This is a genomic window from Mannheimia sp., assembly GCF_056854775.1.
In genome coordinates, this window is record NZ_JBXGGI010000028.1 from 1 (window position 1) to 23,219 (window position 23,219).

Here is a 23,219-nt window from a genome sequence, read left to right on the forward strand (position 1 = left end):
AATTTATGCTAATACAAGCGGTTGTTTTTTGTAATTTTTTTGCAAAATTTGACCGCTTACCTTTTCTAATTTAAGTTAATTTTATGTCAGACGTTGCTCTAAACGTGCATAGCCAAGAAGAGCTTGAGCGTAAGCCGAAAAAAAGAAGTTACATTCTTACTACCCTATTTAAACTCGGATTGATCGGGGCTTGTAGTGTTGCCTTTTACGGCATTTACCTAGACGGAAAAATCCGTAGCAAAATGGACGGGCAAGTATGGGAATTGCCTGCTGAGGTTTATGCTCGCATTGAAAGCATTAAAATTGAAGATAATTTAACGCTTGAACAAGCAAAACAGGCATTGTTAGATAACGGCTATCGTCAAGTTTCACAGGTTGCCACACCGGGCGATTTCAAAATTGAAGAAAATCGTTTAGTGCTGCTACGTCGTGCTTTCCCTTTCCCTGAAACCCCTGAAGCTCAACGTGTGCTGCGTTTAACCTTCAAAGATGATAAATTAACTTATATTGAAGATTTAGTGCAGGGGAAGTTGATCGAGGAATTTCGTTTAGATCCGAAATTGCTTGCGATGTTGCACTCCGATAGTGATGAAGAACGCCAAGCATTAAGATTGCAAGAATACCCTCGTTTGTTGATTGAATCGCTTATTTTAACTGAAGATCGCCGCTTTTATCAGCACGATGGCATTAGTCCAATCGGGATTGCTCGAGCATTAATCACTAACTATCAAGCAGGTAGAACCGTTCAGGGTGGAAGCACCTTAACTCAACAGTTAGTTAAAAACTTGTTTTTAACTAACGAAAGATCGCTTGTGCGTAAAATCAATGAAGCCTTGATGTCGGTTATTTTGGATTTCAGATATGAAAAAAACCGTATTTTAGAAACCTATCTGAATGAAATTTATTTAGGGCAGAATGGTAGCTATCAAATTCACGGTTTTGCATTGGCAAGCCAATTCTATTTTGGTCGTCCTATTCAAGAAATCAGCCTTGACCAAATTGCCTTGTTGGTGGGAATGGTAAAAGGTCCGTCGCTATATAATCCGTGGAAAAATCCTAAAGGGGCAACGGAACGCCGTAATGTGGTATTACGTTTATTGCTTGAACATCAAGTGATAAACCAAGAACTGTACGATTTATTAAGTGCTCGCCCATTAAATGTGCGTGAAAAAGGCACAATTTATCGTGAGCAACCTGCCTTTATGCAGGCATTAACGCTTGATTTGAAAAATGAGCTAGGCGAGGTGAAAGCAGCACAGCTTTCCGGTACGAAAATTTTTACAACGTTAGATCGCAAACAGCAACGTTCAGCGGAACAAGCAGTCATTATTGGCTTGGAAGATTTAGAGAGCAAAGATAAAAAAGTTACCGATTTGCAATCTGCCATTGTGGTGGCAGAGTACCGTACAGGTAAAGTGCGTGCGATTGTGGGCGACCGTTTAACCCAATTTGCCGGCTTTAACCGTGCAATTCAGTCAAAACGTCAGATTGGTTCTTTGGTAAAACCGTCTATTTACGCCATTGCGTTGGCTCAGCCAGAACTTTTCCGCCTAAATACACCTATTCAAAATAGACAGATTTCCATTAAAGTTGGCTCAACCTATTGGACACCTCGAAATTATGACCGTAGCTTTAGTGGTTCGGTAATGTTTATGGATGCTCTTGTTCGCTCACTGAATATTCCAACGGTTAATATCGGTATGAAAGTGGGCTTGAAGAAAGTGATTGCTAAGCAAAAAGAGATGGGCTGGAATAATGCAGAAATTCCGCCATATCCATCAACATTATTAGGTTCTTACTCGATTTCACCTTATGATGTAACCCGCTCTTACCAAGTCATCGCAAATGAAGGGTTAAAAACACCATTAACGACCATTGAGGCAATTATTTCGCATAATGGCGAAATGTTCTACCAGCGTGATAACGACAAAGCGAGTGAGCAAGTGCTTCCACCTGAAGCAGCAGTGCAAACAATGTACGCAATGCAACAGGTAGTAGAACGAGGTACGGCTCGTAGTCTGCAAAATGATTTTGCGAAGTTAAAATTAGCAGGTAAAACAGGTACAACCAATAATGCAAGAGATACTTGGTTTGTGGGGGTTGATGGCGAACACGTTACTACCGTATGGTTAGGTAAAGATAATAATACGGATACCAATCTAACTGGTTCAAGCGGTGCGTTATATGTTTATAAGCAATATTTAGAACGTGCGTTACCGCAGGCGTACAAATTACCAAAACTCGATACTATGCAATGGGTAGGGATTAATAGCTACGGTAGTTGGAACTGCGACAGCGGCAGACAAATTCCTGTTTGGCGTGATAAAGGACAGCGTTATTGTACTAGCACAGGCACAGTGGTCGCGGCTAAACCAAGTGTGTGGGACGCTCTTTCACTGAAGAAAGAAAATAATCCAAACCCAAAAGCTGAAGAGGCAGAAGGTAAGCAATCTATCCCAATTGAAGAAGTTGCACCGAAAGAATAGGAATAAATTTGATAGTTATTATCATTTAAATAAATTTCTGTGATAGGTTTTGACTATGATAAGTATATATTATAACCATTTGCCTCTTTGTTATTTGAGGAGTAAGATAACCATAAATTAAATAAGCAGTATGCAATTTAATTTGAATAATTAACTATTAATAACAGGAGCATATTATGGCAATGTCAAATATTGGTTTAGATAAAGAAGTCGCAAAAAAATTAGCAGATGAATTAAACGGTTTATTAGCAACTTATCAAGTTTTTTATACCAATGTGCGTGGTTACCACTGGAACGTGCGTGGCGTAAACTTCTTTGAATTACACGCAAAATTTGAAGAAATCTACGATGATTTAGTCTCTAAAGTCGATGAAATTGCAGAGCGTATTTTAACTTTAGGTCATACTCCAAATAACGGATTCAGCCAATACTTAACCCAATCACAAATCAAAGAACACATTGGTGTATCTGCGGCTCAAGAGTGTTTATACGGCACGTTGGAAGGTTTCAAAACCCTTTTAGGTCAGCAACGTGATATTCTTGCGATTGCAAACGAAGCAAACGATGAAGGTACTGCTTCTCAAATGAGCGATTACATCAAAGAGCAAGAAAAATTAGTGTGGATGTTCACTGCTGCTTGTGCAGACTGCACTAACTATGCAAAAGGCTGTTCTTGTAACTAATTTGCAATCATCCGAATTAACCCCGATAATACCTATCGGGGTTTTTTTATTGTTGAAATAAAGTGATGTCGAACGGTTTTCAATTTAAACAGTTTTTTATTCAGCACGATAAATGTGCGATGAAGGTCAATACTGATGGCATTTTGCTTGGGGCAATTGCTCACATCAAAAATGTTCAGCAAATCTTAGACTTAGGCACAGGTTCTGGCTTGATTGCAGTAATGCTTGCTCAACGCACAAACAACGATTGTAAAATTACAGCACTAGAACTTGAGCCAAATGCTTACCAACAAGCGGTCAAAAATGCCGAAAATTCTGCGTGGTCAAATCGTATTACGGTTTTACAAGGTGATGTAATGCAGCAACAGTTTGAGCAGAAATTTGACTTAATTGTCAGCAATCCCCCTTATTTTGAAGATTCTTTAGCAACGAGAACTGAAGCACGAGATCTAGCTCGTTCGGTAAATGCTGCCAGACATTTTGATTGGTTAAAACAAGCAAAAAACTGGTTAGCCCAAAGTGGTAGAATTACAATGATTTTACCCACAGAAGCGGCAGAAAAACTCATTTCACAAAGCCCCAATATCGGTTTGTATTGTATTGAGCAGTGGTCGATTTTTACTAAAGTAGGTAAAGAGCCGAAGCGAAGTATTGTGAGCTTCTGTTTGCAAAGTAAAGTGTGCGAACAAAAAGAACTGGTGATTTACGATCTGAATAATCGCTATACATCTGAATTTAAACAACTCACGCAAGATTTTTATTTAAACTTCTAACGATTTCCTTAATAAAAAAACCGACCAAGCGGTCGGTTTTTGTGAATTTTTTGCAAATTATTCGCTAATTTCGTTTAAATCTAACAATTCTTGCGAAAGAATAATGCCTGTTAAATCAGCATATACATAATCTTCAGGGAAGAAAGTTACGCCACCAAAATTAACCGGCGTATCCACTTCGCCAATATCGGTATTATCAGCCCCCACAGGAATTGGAGCGAGTGCGTGAATGCCGATATCTAATCTTTCTAAAATATCTAACTGACGAACAGCACCATAAACAATAATCCCTTCCCAGCCGTTATCCACCGCCAGTTGAGCTAGCTCTGCATCAATTAATGCACGGCGAACTGCACCGCCACCATCAACTAATAATACACGCCCTTCACCTTCTTCTTCTAATACTTCGGCAATTAAACCGTTGCTTTCAAAACATTTAACGGTGGTAATTTTACCGAAAAATGATGATGCTCCACCGAAGCTTGAAAAAATCGGTTCAACAACATCCACTTGGTCAGAATAAAGATCGCAAAGCTCAGAGGTATCAATACGCATAATATGCTCCTGTTCTTAAGTCATTTAGCTAAAGTATAAACCTTCGCTTTCAATTTGCAAAATTTTATTGAAAAAAGACCGCTTGTTTAATACTTCTCTTGTTCTTTATTATCTAACAAGTTGTTTTTAATATGTAATTCCATTTGATTATAAGGGATTTCCACACCTGCATTATCAAATGCTAATTTGATTTGCTCGGTAATTTCCCAATAAGCAGACCAATAGTTTGGCGTTTGAACCCAAGGACGAACAACCAGTTGTACACTATTTGCCGCTAAAGCACCTACAGCAACAACAGGTTTCGGCTCTTTTAGAACATATTCATTCGTTTCTAAAATACGCTCAATAATCTCTTTGGCTTCTTTGATATTAGAATCGTAAGAAATATCAAAGGTAAAATCGATTCGGCGGGTTGGGTTGTTTGAGTAGTTTACAATGCTGTCTGAGAACACTTTGCCGTTTGGTAATAACACGGTTTTATTATCGCCGGTGCGGAGCTCTAACACTAATAAGCCCATTTGTTCTACCACGCCGGTCATTCCGCCGGTTTCAATTAAATCGCCTTTGCGAAATGGTTTGAAGATCAACAACATCACACCGGCTGCGAAGTTTTGTAGCGAGTTTTGCAGTGATAAACCAATTGCCAAACCGGCAGCACCGATTAATGCGACTAATGAACTGGTATTAATGCCGATTTGTGAAAGCGAGGCAATCACGACAATTAAGAGCAATAAGAAATAGCTAATAGAGGAAATAAAGCTTTGTAGCATTTCATCTTTGGTTGATTTTAATGCCGCTTTGCCTAATAAATTACTAATGATACGAGCTAAGAATTTACCGACGACAAAAATCGCAATGGCAAGTAAAATCTTAGTACCATAAGGGATAATCCATTCATTGAGCATCGTCTCAAAGTTCATACTACTCACTTTGTCGATCACTTTTTCGGTTTCTGCGACGACATCAATATTGGCTGCCGGTTGTGCTTTATCGGTCATTTTGGTTCCTTAAATTAAAATGAAAAGTTTTGCCAATCTGCAAAGGTTGGCGGTTTTGTGCTAAAATTCAGGGCAGTATTTTCCCTAAAAGACAACATAATGACAACAGAAAAAGTAATTAGTGCCGGCGTTCAGTTTTTTTCTATCAGCGAAGATGAAGCCGGGCAGCGTTTAGATAATTTTTTATTAGCCAAACTCAAAGGCGTGCCGAAAAGTTTGATTTACCGTATTGTGCGTAAAGGTGAAGTACGGGTAAATAAAGGACGAACTAAGCCCGACTACAAATTACAAGCCGATGATGTGGTACGTGTACCGCCGGTGCGTGTAGCCGAGAAAAACGAAGCCCCTATTTCTACCAAACTGAATAAAGTAGCGGAATTGGAAGATCAAATTCTGTATGAAGATGAAGTGATGTTGGTGATCAACAAGCCCTCAGGCATTGCGGTACACGGCGGAAGTGGCTTGAGCTTTGGTGTGATTGAAGCGTTAAGAGCGTTGCGTCCACAAGCTCGTTTTCTAGAACTGGTGCACCGAATTGACCGTGATACTTCGGGGATTTTGTTGGTAGCCAAAAAACGCTCGGCGTTGCGTAGCCTGCACGAACAACTGCGTGAAAAAGTGGTGCAAAAAGATTACTTGGCATTAGTGCGTGGTCAGTGGCAAGCTCACACCAAAGTGATTAAAGCCCCGTTGCTGAAAAACGAGCTGGCAAGCGGCGAGCGAATTGTGCGTGTGAGTGAAGAGGGCAAACCTTCAGAAACTCGTTTTAGCATTGAAGAACGCTATGCGAATGCAACTTTGGTGAAAGCATCGCCGGTTACAGGCAGAACCCACCAAATCCGTGTGCATACCCAATACGCAGGACACCCGATTGCGTTGGATGATAAATATGGCGACAACGAATTTGACAGCAAAATGAAAGAAGCTGGTTTACACCGTTTATTTCTACACGCTTATTCTATCCGTTTTGAACACCCGAAAAGTGGTGAAGAGATGGTGATTACCGCACCGTTAGATAAAACTTTAAAAGGCGTATTGGCAAAATTAAGAGCTGAAAAGTAGATGCAAATCCATTTCAAAAATTTTCAAAAAAATGACCGCTTGTTAGATTTAACTAAGCCACAAATTATGGGGATTTTAAACTTCACACCTGATTCCTTCTCGGATTCAGGGAAGTTTTTCTCCCTTGATAAAGCTTTATTCCAAGTTGAGAAAATGCTCAATGAAGGAGCAAGCATCATTGATGTGGGAGGAGAATCTACTCGCCCGAATGCAGCGATTGTAACGCTGGAAGAAGAGCTTGAGCGTGTTGTGCCTGTGGTAGAAGCCATTCATAACCGTTTTGATTGCTTGATTTCGGTAGATAGTTCTAAAGCGGAAGTATTCAAGCAAGCGGCAAAAGTGGGTATGGATATAATTAATGATATCCGAGCTTTAACGGAGCCAAATGCACTAGAAACAGCAGCTGAGCTTGGTTTGCCGGTCTGTTTAATGCATATGCAGGGTAATCCGCAAACAATGCAGCAAAAGCCGGAATATGATGATGTATTGGAAGAAGTGGCGGATTTCTTAAATCAACGCATTTTTGCCTGTATGACAGCAGGCATTCCGAGAGAGCATATTATTTTAGATCCGGGCTTTGGTTTTGGTAAAACAGTTAAGCATAATTATCAATTATTGAAACATTTTAAAGCCTTTGTGGATTCAGGTTTTCCTGTGCTTGCCGGGCTTTCTCGTAAATCAATGATTGGGGCGGTATTAGATAAACCTGTAGAGCAACGTGTTGTCGGGTCTGTTACGGCTGCATTGATTGCCGTTCAAAACGGGGCAAAAATTTTACGCGTTCACGATGTAGCAGAAACCGCTGATATGCTGAAAATTTGGCACGCAACGATTGACTCAGATAATTAATTTTAGGAGTAAAAATGACAACCTTAGTTTATGGCATTAAAAATTGCGATACCGTGAAAAAAGCCTTGAAGTGGCTGGAAGAAAACAATCAACAACCTCAATTACACGACTACCGTGTAGATGGTTTAAATACAGATTGGTTGGTCGAAATGGAAACTAAATTCGGTTGGGAAAATTTGGTAAATAAACGCAGCACCACTTGGCGAAATTTAGATGATGAAACCAAAAATAATCTGAATCGTGAAACGGCATTAAAAGTTTTAATCGAACAACCTACATTAATTAAACGCCCGATTGTGATTAAAGATGATATTGCTTTAATTGGTTTTACTGAAAAAGAGTATCAAGCAGCATTTAACCTTTAATTAACCTAAGATCTTCTCCCCCCTCTTTGCTAAAGAGGGGGACTAGATCGAACGTAAACTCAACATTGCAAAAAAATAACCCAAAATCACCGCTTGTAATCTTATGAAAAACGAAATCATCTCTCTCGCACAAAACCTTATCCGCCGTGATTCTATCAGCCCCCAAGACAAAGGCAGCCAACAGGAAATTGCAGAACGCTTGGCAAAAGTCGGCTTCCAAATCGAATGGCTGCCGTTTGGCGACACGCTAAATATGTGGGCAACATACGGCACAGAAAATGGCAAAGATGAACCCTGCGTTGCCTTTGCCGGGCATACCGATGTTGTGCCTGTCGGCGAAGAAAGCCAATGGCAATATCCGCCATTTTCTGCTGAAATTATAGATGGAATGCTTTATGGGCGAGGAGCTGCGGATATGAAAGGCTCGCTCGCAGCATTGGTAGTTGCCGCAGAAACCTTTGTGAGAAATAACCCAAATCATAAAGGCAAAGTAGCGTTGCTGATCACCTCTGATGAGGAAGCCGCAGCAAAAGACGGCACGGTAAAAGTGGTGGAAACCTTGATGGATCGTAATGAAGCAGTGCATTATTGCGTAGTGGGCGAACCTTCAAGTGGTAAGGTGCTGGGCGATGTTATTAAAAACGGCAGACGTGGCTCAATTACCGCTGATTTATATATTGAAGGCATTCAAGGGCACGTTGCCTATCCACACTTAGCGGAAAACCCGGTGCATACGTCATTGGGCTTTTTAACCGAATTGACTACTTATCAATGGGATAACGGCAACGAATTTTTCCCACCAACCAGCTTACAGGTGGCAAACATTAAAGCGGGTACAGGTAGCAATAATGTGATTCCGGGCGAGCTTTATATACAGTTTAACCTACGTTATTGCACCGAAGTAACCGATGAAATCATTAAAGCCAAAGTGGCGGAAATGTTAGAAAAACACGGTTTGAAATATCGTATTAATTGGAATTTATCAGGAAAGCCTTTCCTTGCCGGTAACGGGAAATTGGTGGAAGCCACTGTACAAGCGGTCGAAAATGTAACAAAAATTACTCCTCGTTTAGATACTGGCGGTGGGACTTCAGACGGCAGATTCATCGCTTTAATGGGAACAGAAGTAGTAGAGTTTGGTCCACTCAATGTAACTATTCATAAAGTGAATGAATGTGTGAGTGTAGAAGATTTAACCAAATGTGGTGAGATTTATTACCAAATTTTAGAAAGGTTGCTCATTAAGGCATAACTCGAAATAGGCAGAATTGAATAAAAGTAAATTCTGCTTATTTTTTATATAGATATTCAATCGGAGAAGGTTTACACTAACGCCAATTTTCATATTTATAGGTAAATTTTATGCAGCTTTACTCTTATATCTGCTTGCTATTTGGGCTTGCAATGTTCATTTCGTTTTTTACAAGAAAATTGAATGAAAATATTCAAACGACCATTGCAATTACAGCTTCTGCTCTTATCGGTTCTCTCCTTATTCTTACCTTCGGTTCTCTTGGCTGGTTTAATGTTGATCAACTTGCCATTTCCATTTTCGAACAACTTGATTTCAAAAGCTTCTTATTAAACGGTATGTTAGGTTTCTTACTTTTCGCAGGGTCATTGGGTATTAAGCTCCCCTTAATGAAAGAGCAACGCCGTGAGATTGCCGTTTATGCCTTAATTTCTACCTTGATTTCTACCTTTTTAATAGGCGGTTTAATTTATGCGGTAGCAAGAATATGCGGATTAGATATTGGATTTGTTTACTGTTTATTATTTGGCTCGCTTATTTCTCCAACCGACCCTATTGCTGTGCTTGCAATTATTAAAAGTCTCAAAGCTCCAAAACGTCTTTCTATGCACGTTGAAGGGGAATCTTTATTCAATGACGGTATCGGTTTAGTGATTTTTACCACCATTTTTGCCGTAGCATTTGGGGGGCAAGAGCCTACATTGGGTGGTGTAGTAGGGCTATTTTTACAAGAAGCTGTTGGGGGCATTTTATTTGGGTTATTAACGGGTTTTATTGCTCATAAATTTATTTCTGCCACTGATGACGGAAGCCTTGAGATTTTAATCACACTTACCATTCCAACTGTTGGCTTTGTGATTGCTAATTACTTACACGTTTCAGGAGCATTAACAATGGTTGTGGCAGGGATTATGATTGGAAACTGGACACGCCGTTCAGGCTTTTCCGAACAGAGCCAGAAATACCTAGACCACTTTTGGGAGATGATTGACCATTCACTTAACTATCTCTTGTTCCTTCTTATTGGATTAAGCACCTTATTGGTTGATTTTACCTTTATTGGTGGCGTGTTGATGATTGCGGCAATTCCAATTTGTTTACTTTCCCGCTACATCAGTTTATGGATTCCGTACCAAGTGTTAAAACGCTTCCGCACTTATAACCCTTATACGCTCAAGATTATGACGTGGGGTGGTTTACGTGGCGGCTTGGCATTAGCAATGGCACTTGCTGTACCAACGGGTTCTGCTGTAATCGCTAGCTCAGAAGGAAATATTGATGTACGAGATTTGATTTTGTTAATGACCTATGCCGTAGTTACTTTCTCAATCCTAGTGCAAGGCTCAACCGTTGAACCGATGATTAAAAAGGCAAAAGCAGTTGATCCAAGACGAGTAGCCTTTAATAAACTTGGCGGTAAAGATGACTTTATTCCTCATATTTAATATAACGGAATAGCATATTATTTCACTAAAGATTATTAGCCATCTAGGCGGCTTTATACTTTAATACCTCTCTATTTATTTTAGTGAGGTATTTTTTATGTTATTAACAGGATTGTTATGTGGTTTCCTACTCGGTTTTGTAATGCAGCGTGGACGTTTCTGTATTACGGGAGCGTTTCGTGATCTTTATGTAACTAAAAGCAGCCGTATGTTTGTAGCTCTTTTAATTGCGATTACTGTTCAATCTATCGGCATTTGGTTGTTATATGAAGCGGGTTCTTTTGACTCTCCCGCAGAGAATTTACCGCTACTTGCTGTGATTATCGGAGCATTCTTATTTGGCGTTGGTATCATCTATGCCGGTGGTTGTGCAACAGGGACTTGGTATCGTGCCGGTGAAGGTTTAATTGGTAGTTGGGTAGCGTTAATTATTTATGCACTATTCTCAGCTTCAATGCGAACAGGTGTATTAGCCCCGTTCAATCAAGAATTAAAAAGTAATGTAATTGAACAGCGTACTATCTATGAAACATTTGGCATTTCACCTTGGATTTTAGTGTTTATTTTAACTGTAGTTACTTTAACACTGGCTATTCGCCATTTAAGAAAACCAAGAGGAAAAACCATTGCATTAAAACCACGAAAAACAGGTTTAGCCCATATTCTATTTGAAAAACGTTGGCATCCGTTTGTAACAGCGGTATTAGTTGGTCTTATTGCACTGTTAGCGTGGCCTCTAAGTAATGCAGCAGGTCGAAATTTTGGCTTAGGCATTACTTCTCCGAGTGCAAATGTTATTCAATATTTTGTATTTGGTGATGATAAATTTATTAACTGGGGTGTGTTTTTAGTATTGGGAATTTTAATTGGTTCTTTTGTTGCTGCAAAATTATCCAATGAATTTCGTTTTAGAGTGCCAGATGCAACCACAATGCTTCGTAGTGCCGGTGGTGGTGCATTAATGGGAATTGGGGCAAGTCTTGCCGGTGGTTGCTCGATCGGCAACGGCTTAGTTGAAACCGCATTTTTCTCGTGGCAAGGTTGGATTTCATTACCTATTATGATTTTAGGTACATCGGTTGGTGCATATTTTACAATTATTCGTCCGCAACGTTTAAAAAGTTAATTTTTAAGGAGTATTATAATGAATGTTCGTTTACCCGCTTCAGGACTTGTTTGTCCATTTCCTTTAGTTGAAGCAAAAGCAGCTATGGCAAAATTAAACAAAGGGGATAGCTTAACAATTGAATTTGATTGTACCCAAGCAACAGAAGCTATTCCAAATTGGGCAGAGGAAGAAGGCTATGAAGTAACCGATTATCAACAAATCGGCGATGCATTATGGGAGATTACGGTGGTTAAATAAATCTTAAGCATAAAAAAGCTCTACTTTCGTAGAGCTTTTCTTTTTGCGTTTTTACCTAAGAATTATAGTAAACCCGGCTGACCTAACGCAGGGTCTGTTGCACGAGCTGCAATTGCAGCTTCAACAGTCATACCTAATGCTTTAGCAACACCTTCGCCGTATGCCGGATCGCAAGCATAGCAGTTACGGATATGGCGGTATTTGATGAAATCTAACGCATCACCCATACCAGCAGCAGTATTGTTGAATAATGCTTGTTTTTGTTCATCATTCATATTGTTAAACAATACGCGTGGTTGGCTGAAGTAATCTGCATCGTCTTCACGATAGTTCCAATGTGCTGCATCACCGTTGATTTTTAGTGGTGGCTCAGCATATTGAGCTTGTTCTTGCCATTTGCCGAAGCTGTTTGGTTCGTAATGAATTGTGCTACCGTAGTTGCCGTCTACACGACCTTGACCATCACGAGCGTTGCTGTGTACCGGGCAGCGTGGTGCGTTTACCGGGATTTGGTGGTGGTTTACACCTAAACGGTAACGTTGTGCATCCGCATAGTTGAATAAACGAGCTTGTAACATACGGTCTGGAGATACACTGATACCCGGAACTAAGTTGCTTGGTGCAAACGCAGATTGCTCAACATCAGCAAAGAAGTTTTCAGGGTTACGGTTTAATTCAAACTCACCAACTTCGATTAATGGGTAGTCTGCTTTTGGCCATACTTTAGTTAAATCAAATGGGTGGTATGGTACTTTTTCTGCATCAGCTTCAGGCATAATTTGTACATACATTTTCCATTTCGGGAAATCGCCACGCTCAATTGCTTCGTATAAATCACGTTGGTGGCTTTCACGATCGTTTGCAATAATTGCAGCCGCTTCTTCGTTTGTTAAGTTTTTGATACCTTGTTGGGTACGGAAATGGAATTTCACCCAGAAACGCTCATTTTCAGCATTGATGAAGCTATAAGTGTGTGAGCCAAAACCGTGCATATGACGGTAAGAAGCCGGAATACCACGCTCACTCATTACGATAGTAACTTGGTGGAATGCTTCAGGTAATAAAGTCCAGAAATCCCAGTTATTTGTTGCCGAACGCATATTTGTGCGTGGATCACGTTTAACCGCTTTGTTTAAATCCGGGAATTTACGTGGATCACGTAAGAAGAATACAGGCGTATTGTTACCAACCATATCCCAGTTACCTTCTTCGGTATAGAATTTTAACGCGAAACCACGAATATCACGCTCAGCATCAGCTGCACCACGCTCACCCGCAACAGTTGTAAAACGAGCAAACATTTCAGTTTTTTTACCCACTTGGCTGAAGATTGCAGCACGAGTGTATTTGGTGATGTCATTAGTTACAGTGAAAGTACCGAACGCACCAGAACCTTTAGCGTGCATACGACGCTCAGGAATAACTTCACGTACGAAATTAGCTAATTTTTCATTTAACCATAAATCTTGAGCTAATAGTGGACCACGTGGACCGGCAGTTAAGCTGTTTTGGTTATCAACAACAGGTGCACCGTTGTTCATTGTCAAATGTGTTACAGGACATTTAGACATAATAGAATCCTCATAAAAAAGTAAGATAGGTAATCAATTCAAAGGGGATTATAGAGGCTATAGATTTTTTCGCAATCTATTAATTTGATAATTTAGGACTATTGAAAGTTATTGTTTAATAGTTGATGGTAATTATCAGGTATTCATTAATCTATTACAAGCGGTTACTTTTAGTGGATTTTTTGCAAATATAGAATGAAAAAGTGCCTATCTGAAACAGGCACTTTTGAATGAATAAAGTGATACGTTATTTACCTAAATTATCAAAAAACTTCTTCACGCCATCGAAAAAGCCTTCGTGTTTCGGGCGGTGTTTCGCTTTACCCTCTAAACTTTCTTCAAATTGACGAAGTAATGCTTTTTGTTCTTCGCTTAAATTAACCGGAGTTTCAATCACAACTTTGCAAATTAAATCGCCGGTGTAGCCACCTCTTGCACTTGCCACCCCTTTACCCCTCACACGGAACAGTTTGCCTGTTTGGGTTTCTGCCGGAATTTTAAGTTTGAGTTTGCCATCTAAGGTTGGCACCTCAATTTCGCCACCTAACGCCGCAAGGGTAAAGCTGATTGGCACTTCACAATATAAATTTGAGCCATCACGTTCAAAAATATCGTGTTCTTTAACGTGAATTACCACATATAAATCGCCTGCCGGTGCTCCGTTTTCGCCGGCTGCCCCTTCGCCGGATAAGCGAAGTTGGTTACCGGTATCCACCCCTGCCGGAATAGTAACGGAGAGATTTTTCGCTTTTTGAACACGACCATCGCCGTGGCAAGAACGACACGGTTTTTCAATACGTTTGCCGGTGCCGTGGCAACTTGGACAGACTGCTTCCGTTACAAAAAAACCTTGCTGACGGCGAACCCGACCTGTACCGTGGCAGTGAGAACAGGTTTCCACTTTGCTGCCAGCCTCTGCACCTGAGCCGTGGCAAGTATCACATTCCGCTAAGGTTTGAATGCGGATATCCTTCTTGCAACCTTTTACCGCTTCTTCCAGCGTGATTTCGATGTCGTAACGTAAATCATCGCCACGTACTACACGGCTACGGCGACCACCGCCACCGAAGCCGCCACCAAACATTTCACTGAAGATGTCTTCAAAGCCGCCAAAACCACCGCCACCGAAGCCTCCAAATCCGCCTGAACCGCCCCCGCCTTGTTCAAAAGCAGCGTGTCCGTATTGGTCGTACATTGCACGTTTTTCATTGTCGGTTAAAACTTCGTACGCTTCAGTGATCTCTTTAAATTTTTCTTCCGAGTCTTTACTACCTTGGTTTTTGTCAGGGTGATGCTTTGCTGCCAAACGTTTATAAGCACGTTTGATGTCTTTCTCACTTGCCCCTTTTTCTAACCCAAGGACTTCGTAATAATCTTTTTTCGCCATAGTTTTTCCGTATTTTTGCAAAATTTTTATAAAAAATGACCGCTTGTTTTACTCCCCCTCTTTTCTAAAGAGGGGGATCAGATCTCTAGTTATATTAACAATGCGGATTCACCGCAATATAAATTTCGACTTTGCCGTCAGGTAAATGTTTTTCAAAATCCACAGTGTAGGCTCGTTTTAACAAGCCTTGCTTGGAGCGGTTTTCAATGCTCGCCCACGTTTCTGAAAGTAGATCTTCAGTGGTTGGAACTTTCTCAAACCAGATAAAATCTTCCATCAAAATCGGCTCATTGCCGTTTTCAGTTTCCGTTGCAATAACCGTTTCACCTGTTTTGTGATCGTAGATTTTATAGAACGGAATTTGCACCTTTTCAGTTGTAGGGTAGAGCTTAAGCATTTGCAAAATTTCCTTAGAATTTGACCGCTTGTTGTAGGGGCAAATTGCAATTTGCCCCTACGTTCACATTATGCAAAAGGGGCGAAAGATGTTTCGCCCCTACAGGTCTGGGAAAGATTATTTATTGTCTTTCACTTCTTCAAATTCCGCATCTACCACACCATCATCTTTTTGAGCTTGTTGTGGTTGCTCGCCTGCTTGGGCTTTTGCTTGAGCGGCTTGCATTAGCGGTTCTGAGGCTTTGATTAATGCTTCAATTTTCGCTTCGATGTCAGCTTTATCTTCGCCTTTTGCCGCCGTTTCTAACTCTGCAATAGCTGCTTCGATTTTCGCTTTGTCGTCAGCATTTAAAGCATCGCCTGCTTCAGTGATTTGCTTACGGGTTGCGTGAGCAATACCGTCTGCTTGGTTACGGGTTTGAACTAACTCTTCAAATTTTTTGTCTGCTTCAGCGTTCGCTTCTGCATCACGCACCATTTGTTCTACTTCTTCATCGCTTAAGCCTGAAGATGCTTGGATTTTGATTTGTTGTTCTTTACCTGTGTTCTTATCTTTCGCAGATACGTTAATGATACCGTTCGCATCAATATCGAAAGTTACTTCAATTTGCGGCATACCACGTGGAGCAGGGTTAATACCTTCAAGGTTGAATTGACCTAACGATTTGTTATCCGCTGCACGTTTACGTTCACCTTGTAACACGTGGATCGTTACCGCAGATTGGTTATCTTCCGCCGTTGAGAACACTTGCGATTTTTTGGTTGGAATCGTGGTGTTTTTCTCAATTAAGGTCGTCATTACACCACCCATTGTTTCGATACCTAATGAAAGCGGAGTTACGTCTAATAACAATACGTCTGTTACAGAACCGCTTAATACACCACCTTGCACTGCTGCACCGATTGCCACCGCTTCGTCCGGGTTCACATCTTTACGAGGTTCTTTACCGAAGAAATCAGCCACTTTTTTCTGTACTAATGGCATACGGGTTTGACCGCCCACTAAAATCACATCGTTGATTTCGCCAACCGATAAGCCCGCATCCGCTAATGCGGTTTTTAACGGCTCTAATGAACGATTAACTAAATCTTCCACTAACGCTTCTAATTTTGCACGAGTTACTTTGATGTTTAAGTGTTTTGGACCGCTTGCATCCGCTGTGATGTACGGAAGATTTACTTCAGTTTCTTGTGCTGAAGAAAGCTCAATTTTCGCTTTTTCTGCCGCTTCTTTCACACGTTGCATTGCCATTGGGTCGTTGCGTAAATCAACGCCTTGTTCTTTTTGGAATTCTTCCACTAAGTAGTTGATCACACGGTTATCGAAGTCTTCACCACCTAAGTGAGTATCACCATTGGTTGCACGCACTTCAAAGGTTTGCTCGCCGTCAAAGTTGTCGATTTCGATGATTGAAATATCGAATGTACCACCACCTAAGTCGTAAACGGCGATAGTTTGGTTTTCTTTCTTAGAATCTAAACCGTAAGCTAAGGCTGCCGCTGTCGGTTCGTTGATGATACGTTTAACATCTAAACCTGCAATACGACCGGCATCTTTGGTTGCTTGACGCTGTGCATCGTTAAAGTATGCAGGCACAGTGATTACCGCTTCAGTTACCGGTTCGCCCAAGAAATCTTCTGCGGTTTTCTTCATTTTTTTCAAGATTTCAGCAGAGATTTGCGGTGGGGCTAATTTTTCGCCTTTTACTGTTACCCACGCATCGCCGTTATCTGCTTTGCTGATTTCAAACGGCATAATTTCGATATCACGTTGTACTTCAGCATCGGTAAAACGACGACCGATTAAACGTTTAATTGCAAATAAGGTATTTTTCGGGTTAGTAATTGCCTGACGTTTTGCCGGCTGACCCACTAAGGTTTCTTTATCTGTGTAAGCAATGATTGATGGCGTTGTGCGTGCACCTTCTGCATTTTCAATTACGCGTGGTTTGTCGCCGTCCATTACCGCAACACAAGAGTTTGTTGTACCTAAGTCAATACCAATGATTTTACCCATTTTATGATTCCTCTAGTTATAAATTCAGTTTCACAAAGAAACGGGATAATTTCCCGTTCAGACGAAACCATAAATAGGGGCAAAATTTAACGGTTCAAGAGGAAAAGTAAAAAAAATTGTAAAAATTTGGAAAAAATTATTTATAGGATTGTTCACAGTTTCTCTGTTGCCGACAAACCAACCTTCAAAAAACAAGGCTTGTTTGTTTGTGGTGAATTAATCCCATAGAAAATAAATGGGTAATAAATGTTACAATTTACAGTATAAGATCGGAGCTTTATCTAAAAAGGTCAATTGAATATTCCTTTTTATTGTCAAAAAATGTATCATTCCTTCTTTATGGTTTTCGTGAAGGTAGAGAAGTTGTTATGCTCAAGACTCACATTAATAAAATTATAAACTCCTCATTTTCTCTTGCATTTTTAACTATCATCAGCTTTTCGACAGCTTATTGCTATGGCTGGGGACAAGCACTTTTTCACGGCTATCCTTGGTGGCACGTTGAGGTTGGTAATGCCAGTATGGCAAGAAGTCTTGCTTATGTATTCATTGTTTCGGTGTTACTCTTTTTCTGCTATGCTTTAGGCTACGCTTTAATAAATAAAGTTTTTAAACTACATTATTTTCAACATTTAGGCTGGTTAAGAGTTATTGTATTGGTTTCTGTTTTTACCATACCGGTTATTCTCACTTTCTATGTGTTTACGGGTATTGTGCCTATTTCCATTTCAATTACCTATGTTTTTGTTACCGCACTAAGTGTTTTATTTTTCCAGAAAAAGTGGAATGATACGAAACTTGATCTTGATGTCAGAAAGATGATATTAAAAGGAGATCTCCATATCTTTAATCTCTTTATCTTCCTCTATTTTTCGCTATTAGCTCTACACGTCGGTTATTTAAGAGCTGGCTTACGTACTACCTATGATTATATAGAAATAGAGAACCAAAAATATTATATTCTCTCAACCAATAGTGATAATGGTTATATTATGGGGGAGAAACAAAAAGATAATGATAATTTTATTTTCTTTAATCGAAATGATCAAAGTTATTATCGTATCTATATTGAAAATTTTTCGAAATAAATAACCGCTTGTAAGGGGAAACTATGGCATTACACCGCTGCCCGGAGTGCAGAAAACGTATCAGCGACAGCGTAGAAAGCTGTCCGCATTGTGGTTTTTCATTTAAAGAAGCAGATTTAGAAATTTATCGGCAAAAATTAGAGCAGCGTAGGCTACATAATCAGGAAATTAATCGTAAAAGTATGAAGTTACAATTGATTTGGCTGGCGGTTTTTGTGATCGTGATTGGAGTGGCAAATTTCATTGTAAATTAATGGCGTATTTAGCGATGTAGGGCATTCATCAGATATGAATGCCCTTTGTTTTTTACAGGCTTTACAGCCTCTTTCTCTTTGTACGTTAGGGTTAAGTAAAATTGAGTAAATAATATGGAATTTTTGGAGTAATACTATTAATTTATAAAATGGCTAAATTTCCTTGTTGTTTGATTTTTAAGGATGTTTTTTTAGCTATTTAAATATCAGACTAGTCTGTTTTTTATTTAGTCGATAAAAATGGATTTTATATTAAATACTTACTTTAAGGTATTAAACTTATGAACAAAATTTTCAAGGTTATTTTTAATCGAACGACCCAGAGAATGGAAGTAGCCTCAGAATTGGCGAAAAACCAAGGCAAAGTGTCATCTACAATCACGAGTGTTGAGCCAAGTTCTAGCTTGGGTAAAACATTAAAGCTGAGTTTATTGGCTACAGTAGTCGGATTGGTGTTATCTAATAGCACATCAGCTACTGTTGTAGCTGTTGCTCAAAGTGGTTGGTCTGCTGGGGATTATTCAACCGTTATTTTGGGTGAAACAACAGATAATTCGGGTCCAGAGGGGGGAGCACGAGCTTACTCGGGTACTAATACTTATGCTAATGTTACAGCACCAAACCATCACTCGGTTGCTATTGGTGGTAATACGAGAATCGAAAGTACTGCAGCCGCAGTTGCATTAGGGTATGGTGCAAAAGTAGAGCAAGGTACAGGAGCTGAAAAAACAGGTAGTGTTGCTTTAGGTGCTTATTCTATTGCAGGCACTAGTAATACAGGCACTGAGTCTCAGCGTGTGACTATCGGTGGTGTAACCTATGAATTCGCTGGTAAGGCGACGAGTGATACTTCTGTACTATCCGTAGGTTCAGGACAGGCAGTGAATGCATTTGTTGAAGGTAATCGTACATCAACACGTAATGGTGCAAGTTCATATTGGGTTGATAACAAAGCAAGTACAGATAGATATACATATCGTCAGATCCAGAATGTTGCTGCAGGTACTATTTCTTCAAGTTCAACGGATGCGATTAATGGTTCACAGCTGTATTCTGTAATTGCAGCTGTGAATGCTATTGCAAATAAAGTAACAACACCAGCAGTTATTGAAAACTATCTACACGTAAATGATGGTAATAATATTGGTGGCAACCCAGATACTAACTTAGCTGGTGCTGATAAGTCTGGTGGTGCAACTGCAATGGGTGCTGTGGCAATTGGTATTGCAACTCAAGCAACTTCACAACAGGCAACAGCGGTAGGTTCAGGTGCTAAAGCGTCTAGTGGAAGTGCTACTGCACTTGGTACTAATGCAGAAGCTAAAAATGTTAATACTGTAGCGCTTGGTGTGGGTGCTGTTGCATCAGCCGTAAATGCAGCTGCATTAACAGCTAATGCACTTGCAAGTGGTAACTTCTCTATTGCAGCAGGTAACCAATCAACAGCATCTGGTTTATCAGCAGTTGCTGTAGGTTCTAATACTAACGCAACGGCCGAGTCTTCTGTAGCGGTGGGTGCAAACTCAACTGCAAGCAAAACTTCTGCAGTAGCAGTAGGTAATGGCGCAAATGCAACAGAAAATGCAACAGTTGCTATTGGTCGTTTAGCTACAGCAACTAAAGGCTCTGCAACTGCAGTGGGTGATAGTGCAAATGCAACCGGTAACTCTTCAACTGCAATCGGTAACGGTGCAAATGCTAATGGTACTTATGCCTTCGCAGGTGCGATGAATTCAAGTGCTGCAGGTGGTCAATCTATTGCAATCGGTCGTGATTCTCTTGGTAAAGAAAACCATACCATTGCACTTGGTTCTGTTGCAAAAGCAAATACAATCGGCTCTATCGCAATGGGCAAAAACTCAGTTGCTGGTGCGGCTGATTTAACAGGTGCGGATAACTGGGCAAATATTATTGACCCTCGTACAAATCGTGCATTCGTAAGCAAAGATGCCTTAGTTGCTTTCTATGAAGCAAATAAATCAAATCCTGCAAATCCTGTAGTTCGTGCATTGATTGGTAAACAAAATAACATCGCTATTGGTGATGGTGCACAGGCTATTGGTGGACGCAACATTTCTATTGGTGAAAATGCCGGCATTAACGTACGTGACCAATGGAATATCCACAATGTCAACATTGGTTCAAATGCAGGTGAAGCATCAACCAAAGATTACTCTGTGGCTATCGGTTATGAAGCTGGCGCATTGAAGTCTGAAGCATCGAAAACTGCTCAAGCAAGCGTGTTAGAGGGTGGCAAACGCTCACCTAGCGTTTATATTGGTAAAGAAGCTGGTAAAGATACTGCAGCCTATGGTGGTGTTGGTATTGGTACGGGTGCATTAAAAAATGTAGTTGATACCAATTCTACCCGTAACATCGCTATTGGTACGAGTGCTGGTGAAGCTGTAAAATCTAATGACGGTAGAAATAGAACTTTCCCTGGCTTTGGCGCCGGTGCTAATATCCTTGTAGGTGATGGTGCAGGTCAACGCTTAAGCGGTGATGGTAACGCTGTGATGGGTAACTTAGCTGGTCGTGATACTACTGGTGATAACAATATTTTAATGGGCCACTTAGCAGGTTCTACTTCGACATCTGACCGTTCTATTATTATGGGACCTCAGTCTGGACATAATACGGCAAACAATACGAAAAACGTATTAATCGGTAACTTTGTTAACGGTGGTGCTGACTTTAATGGCAAGTCCATCAGTAATGCCGTTGGTATTGGTTCGGAAGTAGTAGCATCAGGTAACCAATCTATTGCTATCGGTCAAGGCTCTAAAGCAACTGCTGACCAAGCTATCGCTATCGGTACAGGTAACTTAGTCAATGCAGAAAATGCGGGTGCAATTGGTGACCCTTCTATCGTTTCTGGCACAGGTTCTTATACTTTAGGTAACGACAACGCAGTTGGTTCAACTTCAACCAATACTGGTGCATTTGGTAATAATAACCAAATCGGTGCAACAGCAACCTATGATTCTGCTGGTAAATTACAAACCACAAGTGGTTTAGCTGGTACAGTTGATGCGTCAGGTTCTCGTGTAGTAGGTAATAACAATACTGTAGCAACAAAAGAAACTTTTGTTGTTGGTAACCGAGTGACAGAAACAGCAGAGAACTCTGTATTCTTAGGTTCAGAATCTGCTTATACCCAAAAAGGTACTAGCACAGATGGCATTGGTGCAGTAAGCAATGCAGTGATCAATACTGTTACTTACTCAGGCTTTGCAGGTAGCACATCAACAGGTGTGGTTTCTGTAGGTGCGCCAAATGCAGAACGCCGTATCCAAAATGTTGCAGCAGGTTTAATTAACGCAACTTCTACCGATGCAATCAATGGTTCACAGTTATATCAAGTAGTGAATAATGGTGCGTGGGAAGTACAGGCATCAGGCAATAAACTTGATGATGTGAAATGGGGCGATAAAGTAAACTTCATTTCATCTGACGGCTCTGTTGAGATTACAGGCAAGGCTTCGACCACTGAGCAAAATACAACGGAGATTGACTTAAAAGTTAAAGCCGCAGACAGCAGCTTCTTAGTTCAAAATAACGGTGATGAAAAAGACCGTGTGAACAAAGATGACATCATTAACTTCGTTAATGGTGGTAATACTAAAGCGGTTGTAACTAATACAGATGGTAAAACAAGCAATGTAACTTACCATGTAACAGGCTTACCAGTTCAGTTTACTGACAAAAATGGTAACCCTGTAGTGAAAGTAGGTGATCAATTCTTTAAAGTAGATGCAGATGGTAACCCAACAGGTGATCCTATTCCTGCAGATCAACTGGTTATCAACGTTACTAACCCAACGGCAGCACCAAATGCGATTGGGGCAGCAACTGCAATTAATAATGTGGTGAGTGGCTTAGGTACGCAGACTGTTAATGTAAATGGTCCAGGTACTGTTGCAGCAAACACAAATACTCTACTTAACTTAAATAACCCAGCAGTACACAACAACACTGTTGCAACTGTAGGCGATTTACGCAATATGGGTTGGATTGTGTCTGCAAGTGGCAATAACTATTTAGACACGGTTAAAAACGCAAACCAAGTAAACTTTATTGGTGACAATGGTGTAACAGTAACGGGTAGCACATCTGAAGAAGGCATCCGTGATATTCTGGTAAAAGGCACGAAGTTTGAAACCAGAAAAGATGGTGATTCATATACCATTACCATTACCTACCCTGATGGTCAAACAGAAGATATCACTATTAGAGATGGTCGTGACGGTCAAGATGGTGCTAAAGGTGAAACTGGTGCAGCAGGTCGTGATGGTAAAGACGGTTCAACGGCTAAAGTTGAGAAAGACGGTAATACCGCAACAATCACGATTACCAACAATGACGGTACAACTACTACAGCTACTGTAACTGACGGTGCGAAAGGTGATAAGGGTGAAACCGGTGCTAAAGGTGAAACCGGAGCAGCAGGTCGTGATGGTAAAGACGGTAAAGACGGTTCAACGGCTAAAGTTGAGAAAGACGGTAACACTGCAACAATCACGATTACCAACAATGACGGTACAACTACCACAGCTACTGTAACTGACGGTACAAACGGTCGTGATGGTAAAGACGGTAAAGATGGCTCAACGGCTAAAGTTGAGAAAGACGGTAACACCGCAACAATCACGATTACCAACAATGACGGTAC

At 40.5% G+C, this 23,219-nt stretch carries 19 protein-coding genes; 13 read left to right on the forward strand and 6 right to left on the reverse strand.

The genetic code is table 11. From position 1 onward, the window contains the following. Positions 1-83 precede the first annotated feature (83 nt). The 3 genes from mrcB to ACJHV0_RS02440 all read left to right on the forward strand — a co-directional run bounded on the left by mrcB (position 84) and on the right by ACJHV0_RS02440 (position 3,942). Positions 84-2,486, forward strand: a complete 2,403-nt coding sequence (mrcB, locus tag ACJHV0_RS02430) for a penicillin-binding protein 1B (RefSeq protein WP_483133288.1) — start codon at positions 84-86, stop codon at positions 2,484-2,486. A gap of 176 nt (positions 2,487-2,662) precedes the next feature. Continuing rightward, positions 2,663-3,169 carry a Dps family protein gene (locus tag ACJHV0_RS02435; RefSeq protein WP_483133289.1) on the forward strand — a complete coding sequence of 169 codons (507 nt, stop codon included), beginning with the start codon at positions 2,663-2,665 and terminating at the stop codon, positions 3,167-3,169. Positions 3,170-3,234: 65 nt separating this feature from the next. Then, on the forward strand, positions 3,235-3,942 hold the full coding sequence (locus ACJHV0_RS02440) for a tRNA1(Val) (adenine(37)-N6)-methyltransferase (protein ID WP_483133290.1): 708 nt from the start codon (positions 3,235-3,237) through the stop codon (positions 3,940-3,942). Between the two features lie 57 nt (positions 3,943-3,999). Here the strand turns inward: ACJHV0_RS02440 and rraA are convergent, their stop codons facing one another. Together rraA and ACJHV0_RS02450 are read right to left on the reverse strand one after the other, a co-directional pair. Then, complete coding sequence (rraA, locus tag ACJHV0_RS02445; protein ID WP_025235196.1) at positions 4,000-4,497, reverse strand: ribonuclease E activity regulator RraA; 498 nt, start codon at positions 4,495-4,497, stop codon at positions 4,000-4,002. Between the two features lie 86 nt (positions 4,498-4,583). Further along, positions 4,584-5,495 (reverse strand): mechanosensitive ion channel family protein, encoded by a 912-nt coding sequence (locus tag ACJHV0_RS02450; protein WP_334232173.1) that lies wholly within the window; start codon positions 5,493-5,495, stop codon positions 4,584-4,586. A 99-nt stretch (positions 5,496-5,594) separates the two neighbouring features. Here ACJHV0_RS02450 and rluC point away from each other — a divergent pair, with 99 nt between their 5' ends. The 7 genes from rluC (at position 5,595) to ACJHV0_RS02485 (ending at position 11,834) form a co-directional block, all read left to right on the forward strand. After that, positions 5,595-6,557, forward strand: coding sequence for a 23S rRNA pseudouridine(955/2504/2580) synthase RluC (gene rluC / locus ACJHV0_RS02455; RefSeq protein ID WP_334235040.1), 963 nt, complete (start codon positions 5,595-5,597; stop codon positions 6,555-6,557). Continuing rightward, the gene (folP, locus tag ACJHV0_RS02460) at positions 6,558-7,406 is read left to right on the forward strand and encodes a dihydropteroate synthase (RefSeq protein ID WP_334235039.1); all 849 of its coding nucleotides are present in this window, start codon (positions 6,558-6,560) and stop codon (positions 7,404-7,406) included. 14 nt (positions 7,407-7,420) lie between these two features. Then, positions 7,421-7,771, forward strand: coding sequence for an ArsC family reductase (locus tag ACJHV0_RS02465; protein ID WP_334235038.1), 351 nt, complete (start codon positions 7,421-7,423; stop codon positions 7,769-7,771). Between the two features lie 103 nt (positions 7,772-7,874). Further along, entirely contained in the window at positions 7,875-9,023 is a 1,149-nt protein-coding gene (dapE, locus tag ACJHV0_RS02470) for a succinyl-diaminopimelate desuccinylase (protein WP_483133291.1), read from the forward strand. Positions 9,024-9,133: 110 nt separating this feature from the next. Beyond that, the gene (locus ACJHV0_RS02475; protein WP_025235202.1) at positions 9,134-10,468 is read left to right on the forward strand and encodes a cation:proton antiporter; all 1,335 of its coding nucleotides are present in this window, start codon (positions 9,134-9,136) and stop codon (positions 10,466-10,468) included. 97 nt (positions 10,469-10,565) lie between these two features. After that, entirely contained in the window at positions 10,566-11,594 is a 1,029-nt protein-coding gene (locus tag ACJHV0_RS02480) for a YeeE/YedE family protein (RefSeq protein ID WP_283386468.1), read from the forward strand. An 18-nt stretch (positions 11,595-11,612) separates the two neighbouring features. Beyond that, positions 11,613-11,834 (forward strand): sulfurtransferase TusA family protein, encoded by a 222-nt coding sequence (locus ACJHV0_RS02485; protein WP_025235204.1) that lies wholly within the window; start codon positions 11,613-11,615, stop codon positions 11,832-11,834. 62 nt (positions 11,835-11,896) lie between these two features. Here the strand turns inward: ACJHV0_RS02485 and ACJHV0_RS02490 are convergent, their stop codons facing one another. From ACJHV0_RS02490 to dnaK, 4 genes are all read right to left on the reverse strand, one after another. Further along, positions 11,897-13,405 carry a catalase gene (locus ACJHV0_RS02490; RefSeq protein WP_334232160.1) on the reverse strand — a complete coding sequence of 503 codons (1,509 nt, stop codon included), beginning with the start codon at positions 13,403-13,405 and terminating at the stop codon, positions 11,897-11,899. Between the two features lie 247 nt (positions 13,406-13,652). Beyond that, complete coding sequence (gene dnaJ, locus ACJHV0_RS02495; protein WP_283386466.1) at positions 13,653-14,792, reverse strand: molecular chaperone DnaJ; 1,140 nt, start codon at positions 14,790-14,792, stop codon at positions 13,653-13,655. A 94-nt stretch (positions 14,793-14,886) separates the two neighbouring features. After that, positions 14,887-15,195: a hypothetical protein gene (locus ACJHV0_RS02500; protein WP_483133292.1), complete on the reverse strand. Its 309-nt coding sequence runs from the start codon at positions 15,193-15,195 to the stop codon at positions 14,887-14,889. A gap of 111 nt (positions 15,196-15,306) precedes the next feature. Next, entirely contained in the window at positions 15,307-17,205 is a 1,899-nt protein-coding gene (gene dnaK / locus ACJHV0_RS02505; protein WP_283386464.1) for a molecular chaperone DnaK, read from the reverse strand. A gap of 368 nt (positions 17,206-17,573) precedes the next feature. Here dnaK and ACJHV0_RS02510 point away from each other — a divergent pair, with 368 nt between their 5' ends. The 3 genes from ACJHV0_RS02510 to ACJHV0_RS02520 all read left to right on the forward strand — a co-directional run. After that, a complete protein-coding gene (locus ACJHV0_RS02510; RefSeq protein WP_483133293.1) occupies positions 17,574-18,293 on the forward strand; it encodes a hypothetical protein in 720 nt (239 codons plus the stop codon). A 23-nt stretch (positions 18,294-18,316) separates the two neighbouring features. Then, complete coding sequence (locus ACJHV0_RS02515) at positions 18,317-18,547, forward strand: zinc ribbon domain-containing protein (protein WP_025235210.1); 231 nt, start codon at positions 18,317-18,319, stop codon at positions 18,545-18,547. Between the two features lie 281 nt (positions 18,548-18,828). Continuing rightward, the coding region (locus ACJHV0_RS02520) for a collagen-flanked surface repeat-containing protein (RefSeq protein ID WP_483133294.1) at positions 18,829-23,219 on the forward strand (4,391 nt) is incomplete at its 3' end.

Excerpts from the sequence above, each read along its gene's own strand:
- mrcB (WP_483133288.1), top strand. The coding sequence starts at position 84 with ATGTCAGACGTTGCTCTAAACGTGCATAGCCAAGAAGAGCTTGAGCGT.
- ACJHV0_RS02435 (WP_483133289.1), top strand. The coding sequence starts at position 2,663 with ATGGCAATGTCAAATATTGGTTTAGATAAAGAAGTCGCAAAAAAATTA.
- ACJHV0_RS02440 (WP_483133290.1), top strand. The coding sequence starts at position 3,235 with ATGTCGAACGGTTTTCAATTTAAACAGTTTTTTATTCAGCACGATAAA.
- rraA (WP_025235196.1), bottom strand. The coding sequence starts at position 4,497 with ATGCGTATTGATACCTCTGAGCTTTGCGATCTTTATTCTGACCAAGTG.
- ACJHV0_RS02450 (WP_334232173.1), bottom strand. The coding sequence starts at position 5,495 with ATGACCGATAAAGCACAACCGGCAGCCAATATTGATGTCGTCGCAGAA.
- rluC (WP_334235040.1), top strand. The coding sequence starts at position 5,595 with ATGACAACAGAAAAAGTAATTAGTGCCGGCGTTCAGTTTTTTTCTATC.
- folP (WP_334235039.1), top strand. The coding sequence starts at position 6,558 with ATGCAAATCCATTTCAAAAATTTTCAAAAAAATGACCGCTTGTTAGAT.
- ACJHV0_RS02465 (WP_334235038.1), top strand. The coding sequence starts at position 7,421 with ATGACAACCTTAGTTTATGGCATTAAAAATTGCGATACCGTGAAAAAA.
- dapE (WP_483133291.1), top strand. The coding sequence starts at position 7,875 with ATGAAAAACGAAATCATCTCTCTCGCACAAAACCTTATCCGCCGTGAT.
- ACJHV0_RS02475 (WP_025235202.1), top strand. The coding sequence starts at position 9,134 with ATGCAGCTTTACTCTTATATCTGCTTGCTATTTGGGCTTGCAATGTTC.
- ACJHV0_RS02480 (WP_283386468.1), top strand. The coding sequence starts at position 10,566 with ATGTTATTAACAGGATTGTTATGTGGTTTCCTACTCGGTTTTGTAATG.
- ACJHV0_RS02485 (WP_025235204.1), top strand. The coding sequence starts at position 11,613 with ATGAATGTTCGTTTACCCGCTTCAGGACTTGTTTGTCCATTTCCTTTA.
- ACJHV0_RS02490 (WP_334232160.1), bottom strand. The coding sequence starts at position 13,405 with ATGTCTAAATGTCCTGTAACACATTTGACAATGAACAACGGTGCACCT.
- dnaJ (WP_283386466.1), bottom strand. The coding sequence starts at position 14,792 with ATGGCGAAAAAAGATTATTACGAAGTCCTTGGGTTAGAAAAAGGGGCA.
- dnaK (WP_283386464.1), bottom strand. The coding sequence starts at position 17,205 with ATGGGTAAAATCATTGGTATTGACTTAGGTACAACAAACTCTTGTGTT.
- ACJHV0_RS02510 (WP_483133293.1), top strand. The coding sequence starts at position 17,574 with ATGCTCAAGACTCACATTAATAAAATTATAAACTCCTCATTTTCTCTT.
- ACJHV0_RS02515 (WP_025235210.1), top strand. The coding sequence starts at position 18,317 with ATGGCATTACACCGCTGCCCGGAGTGCAGAAAACGTATCAGCGACAGC.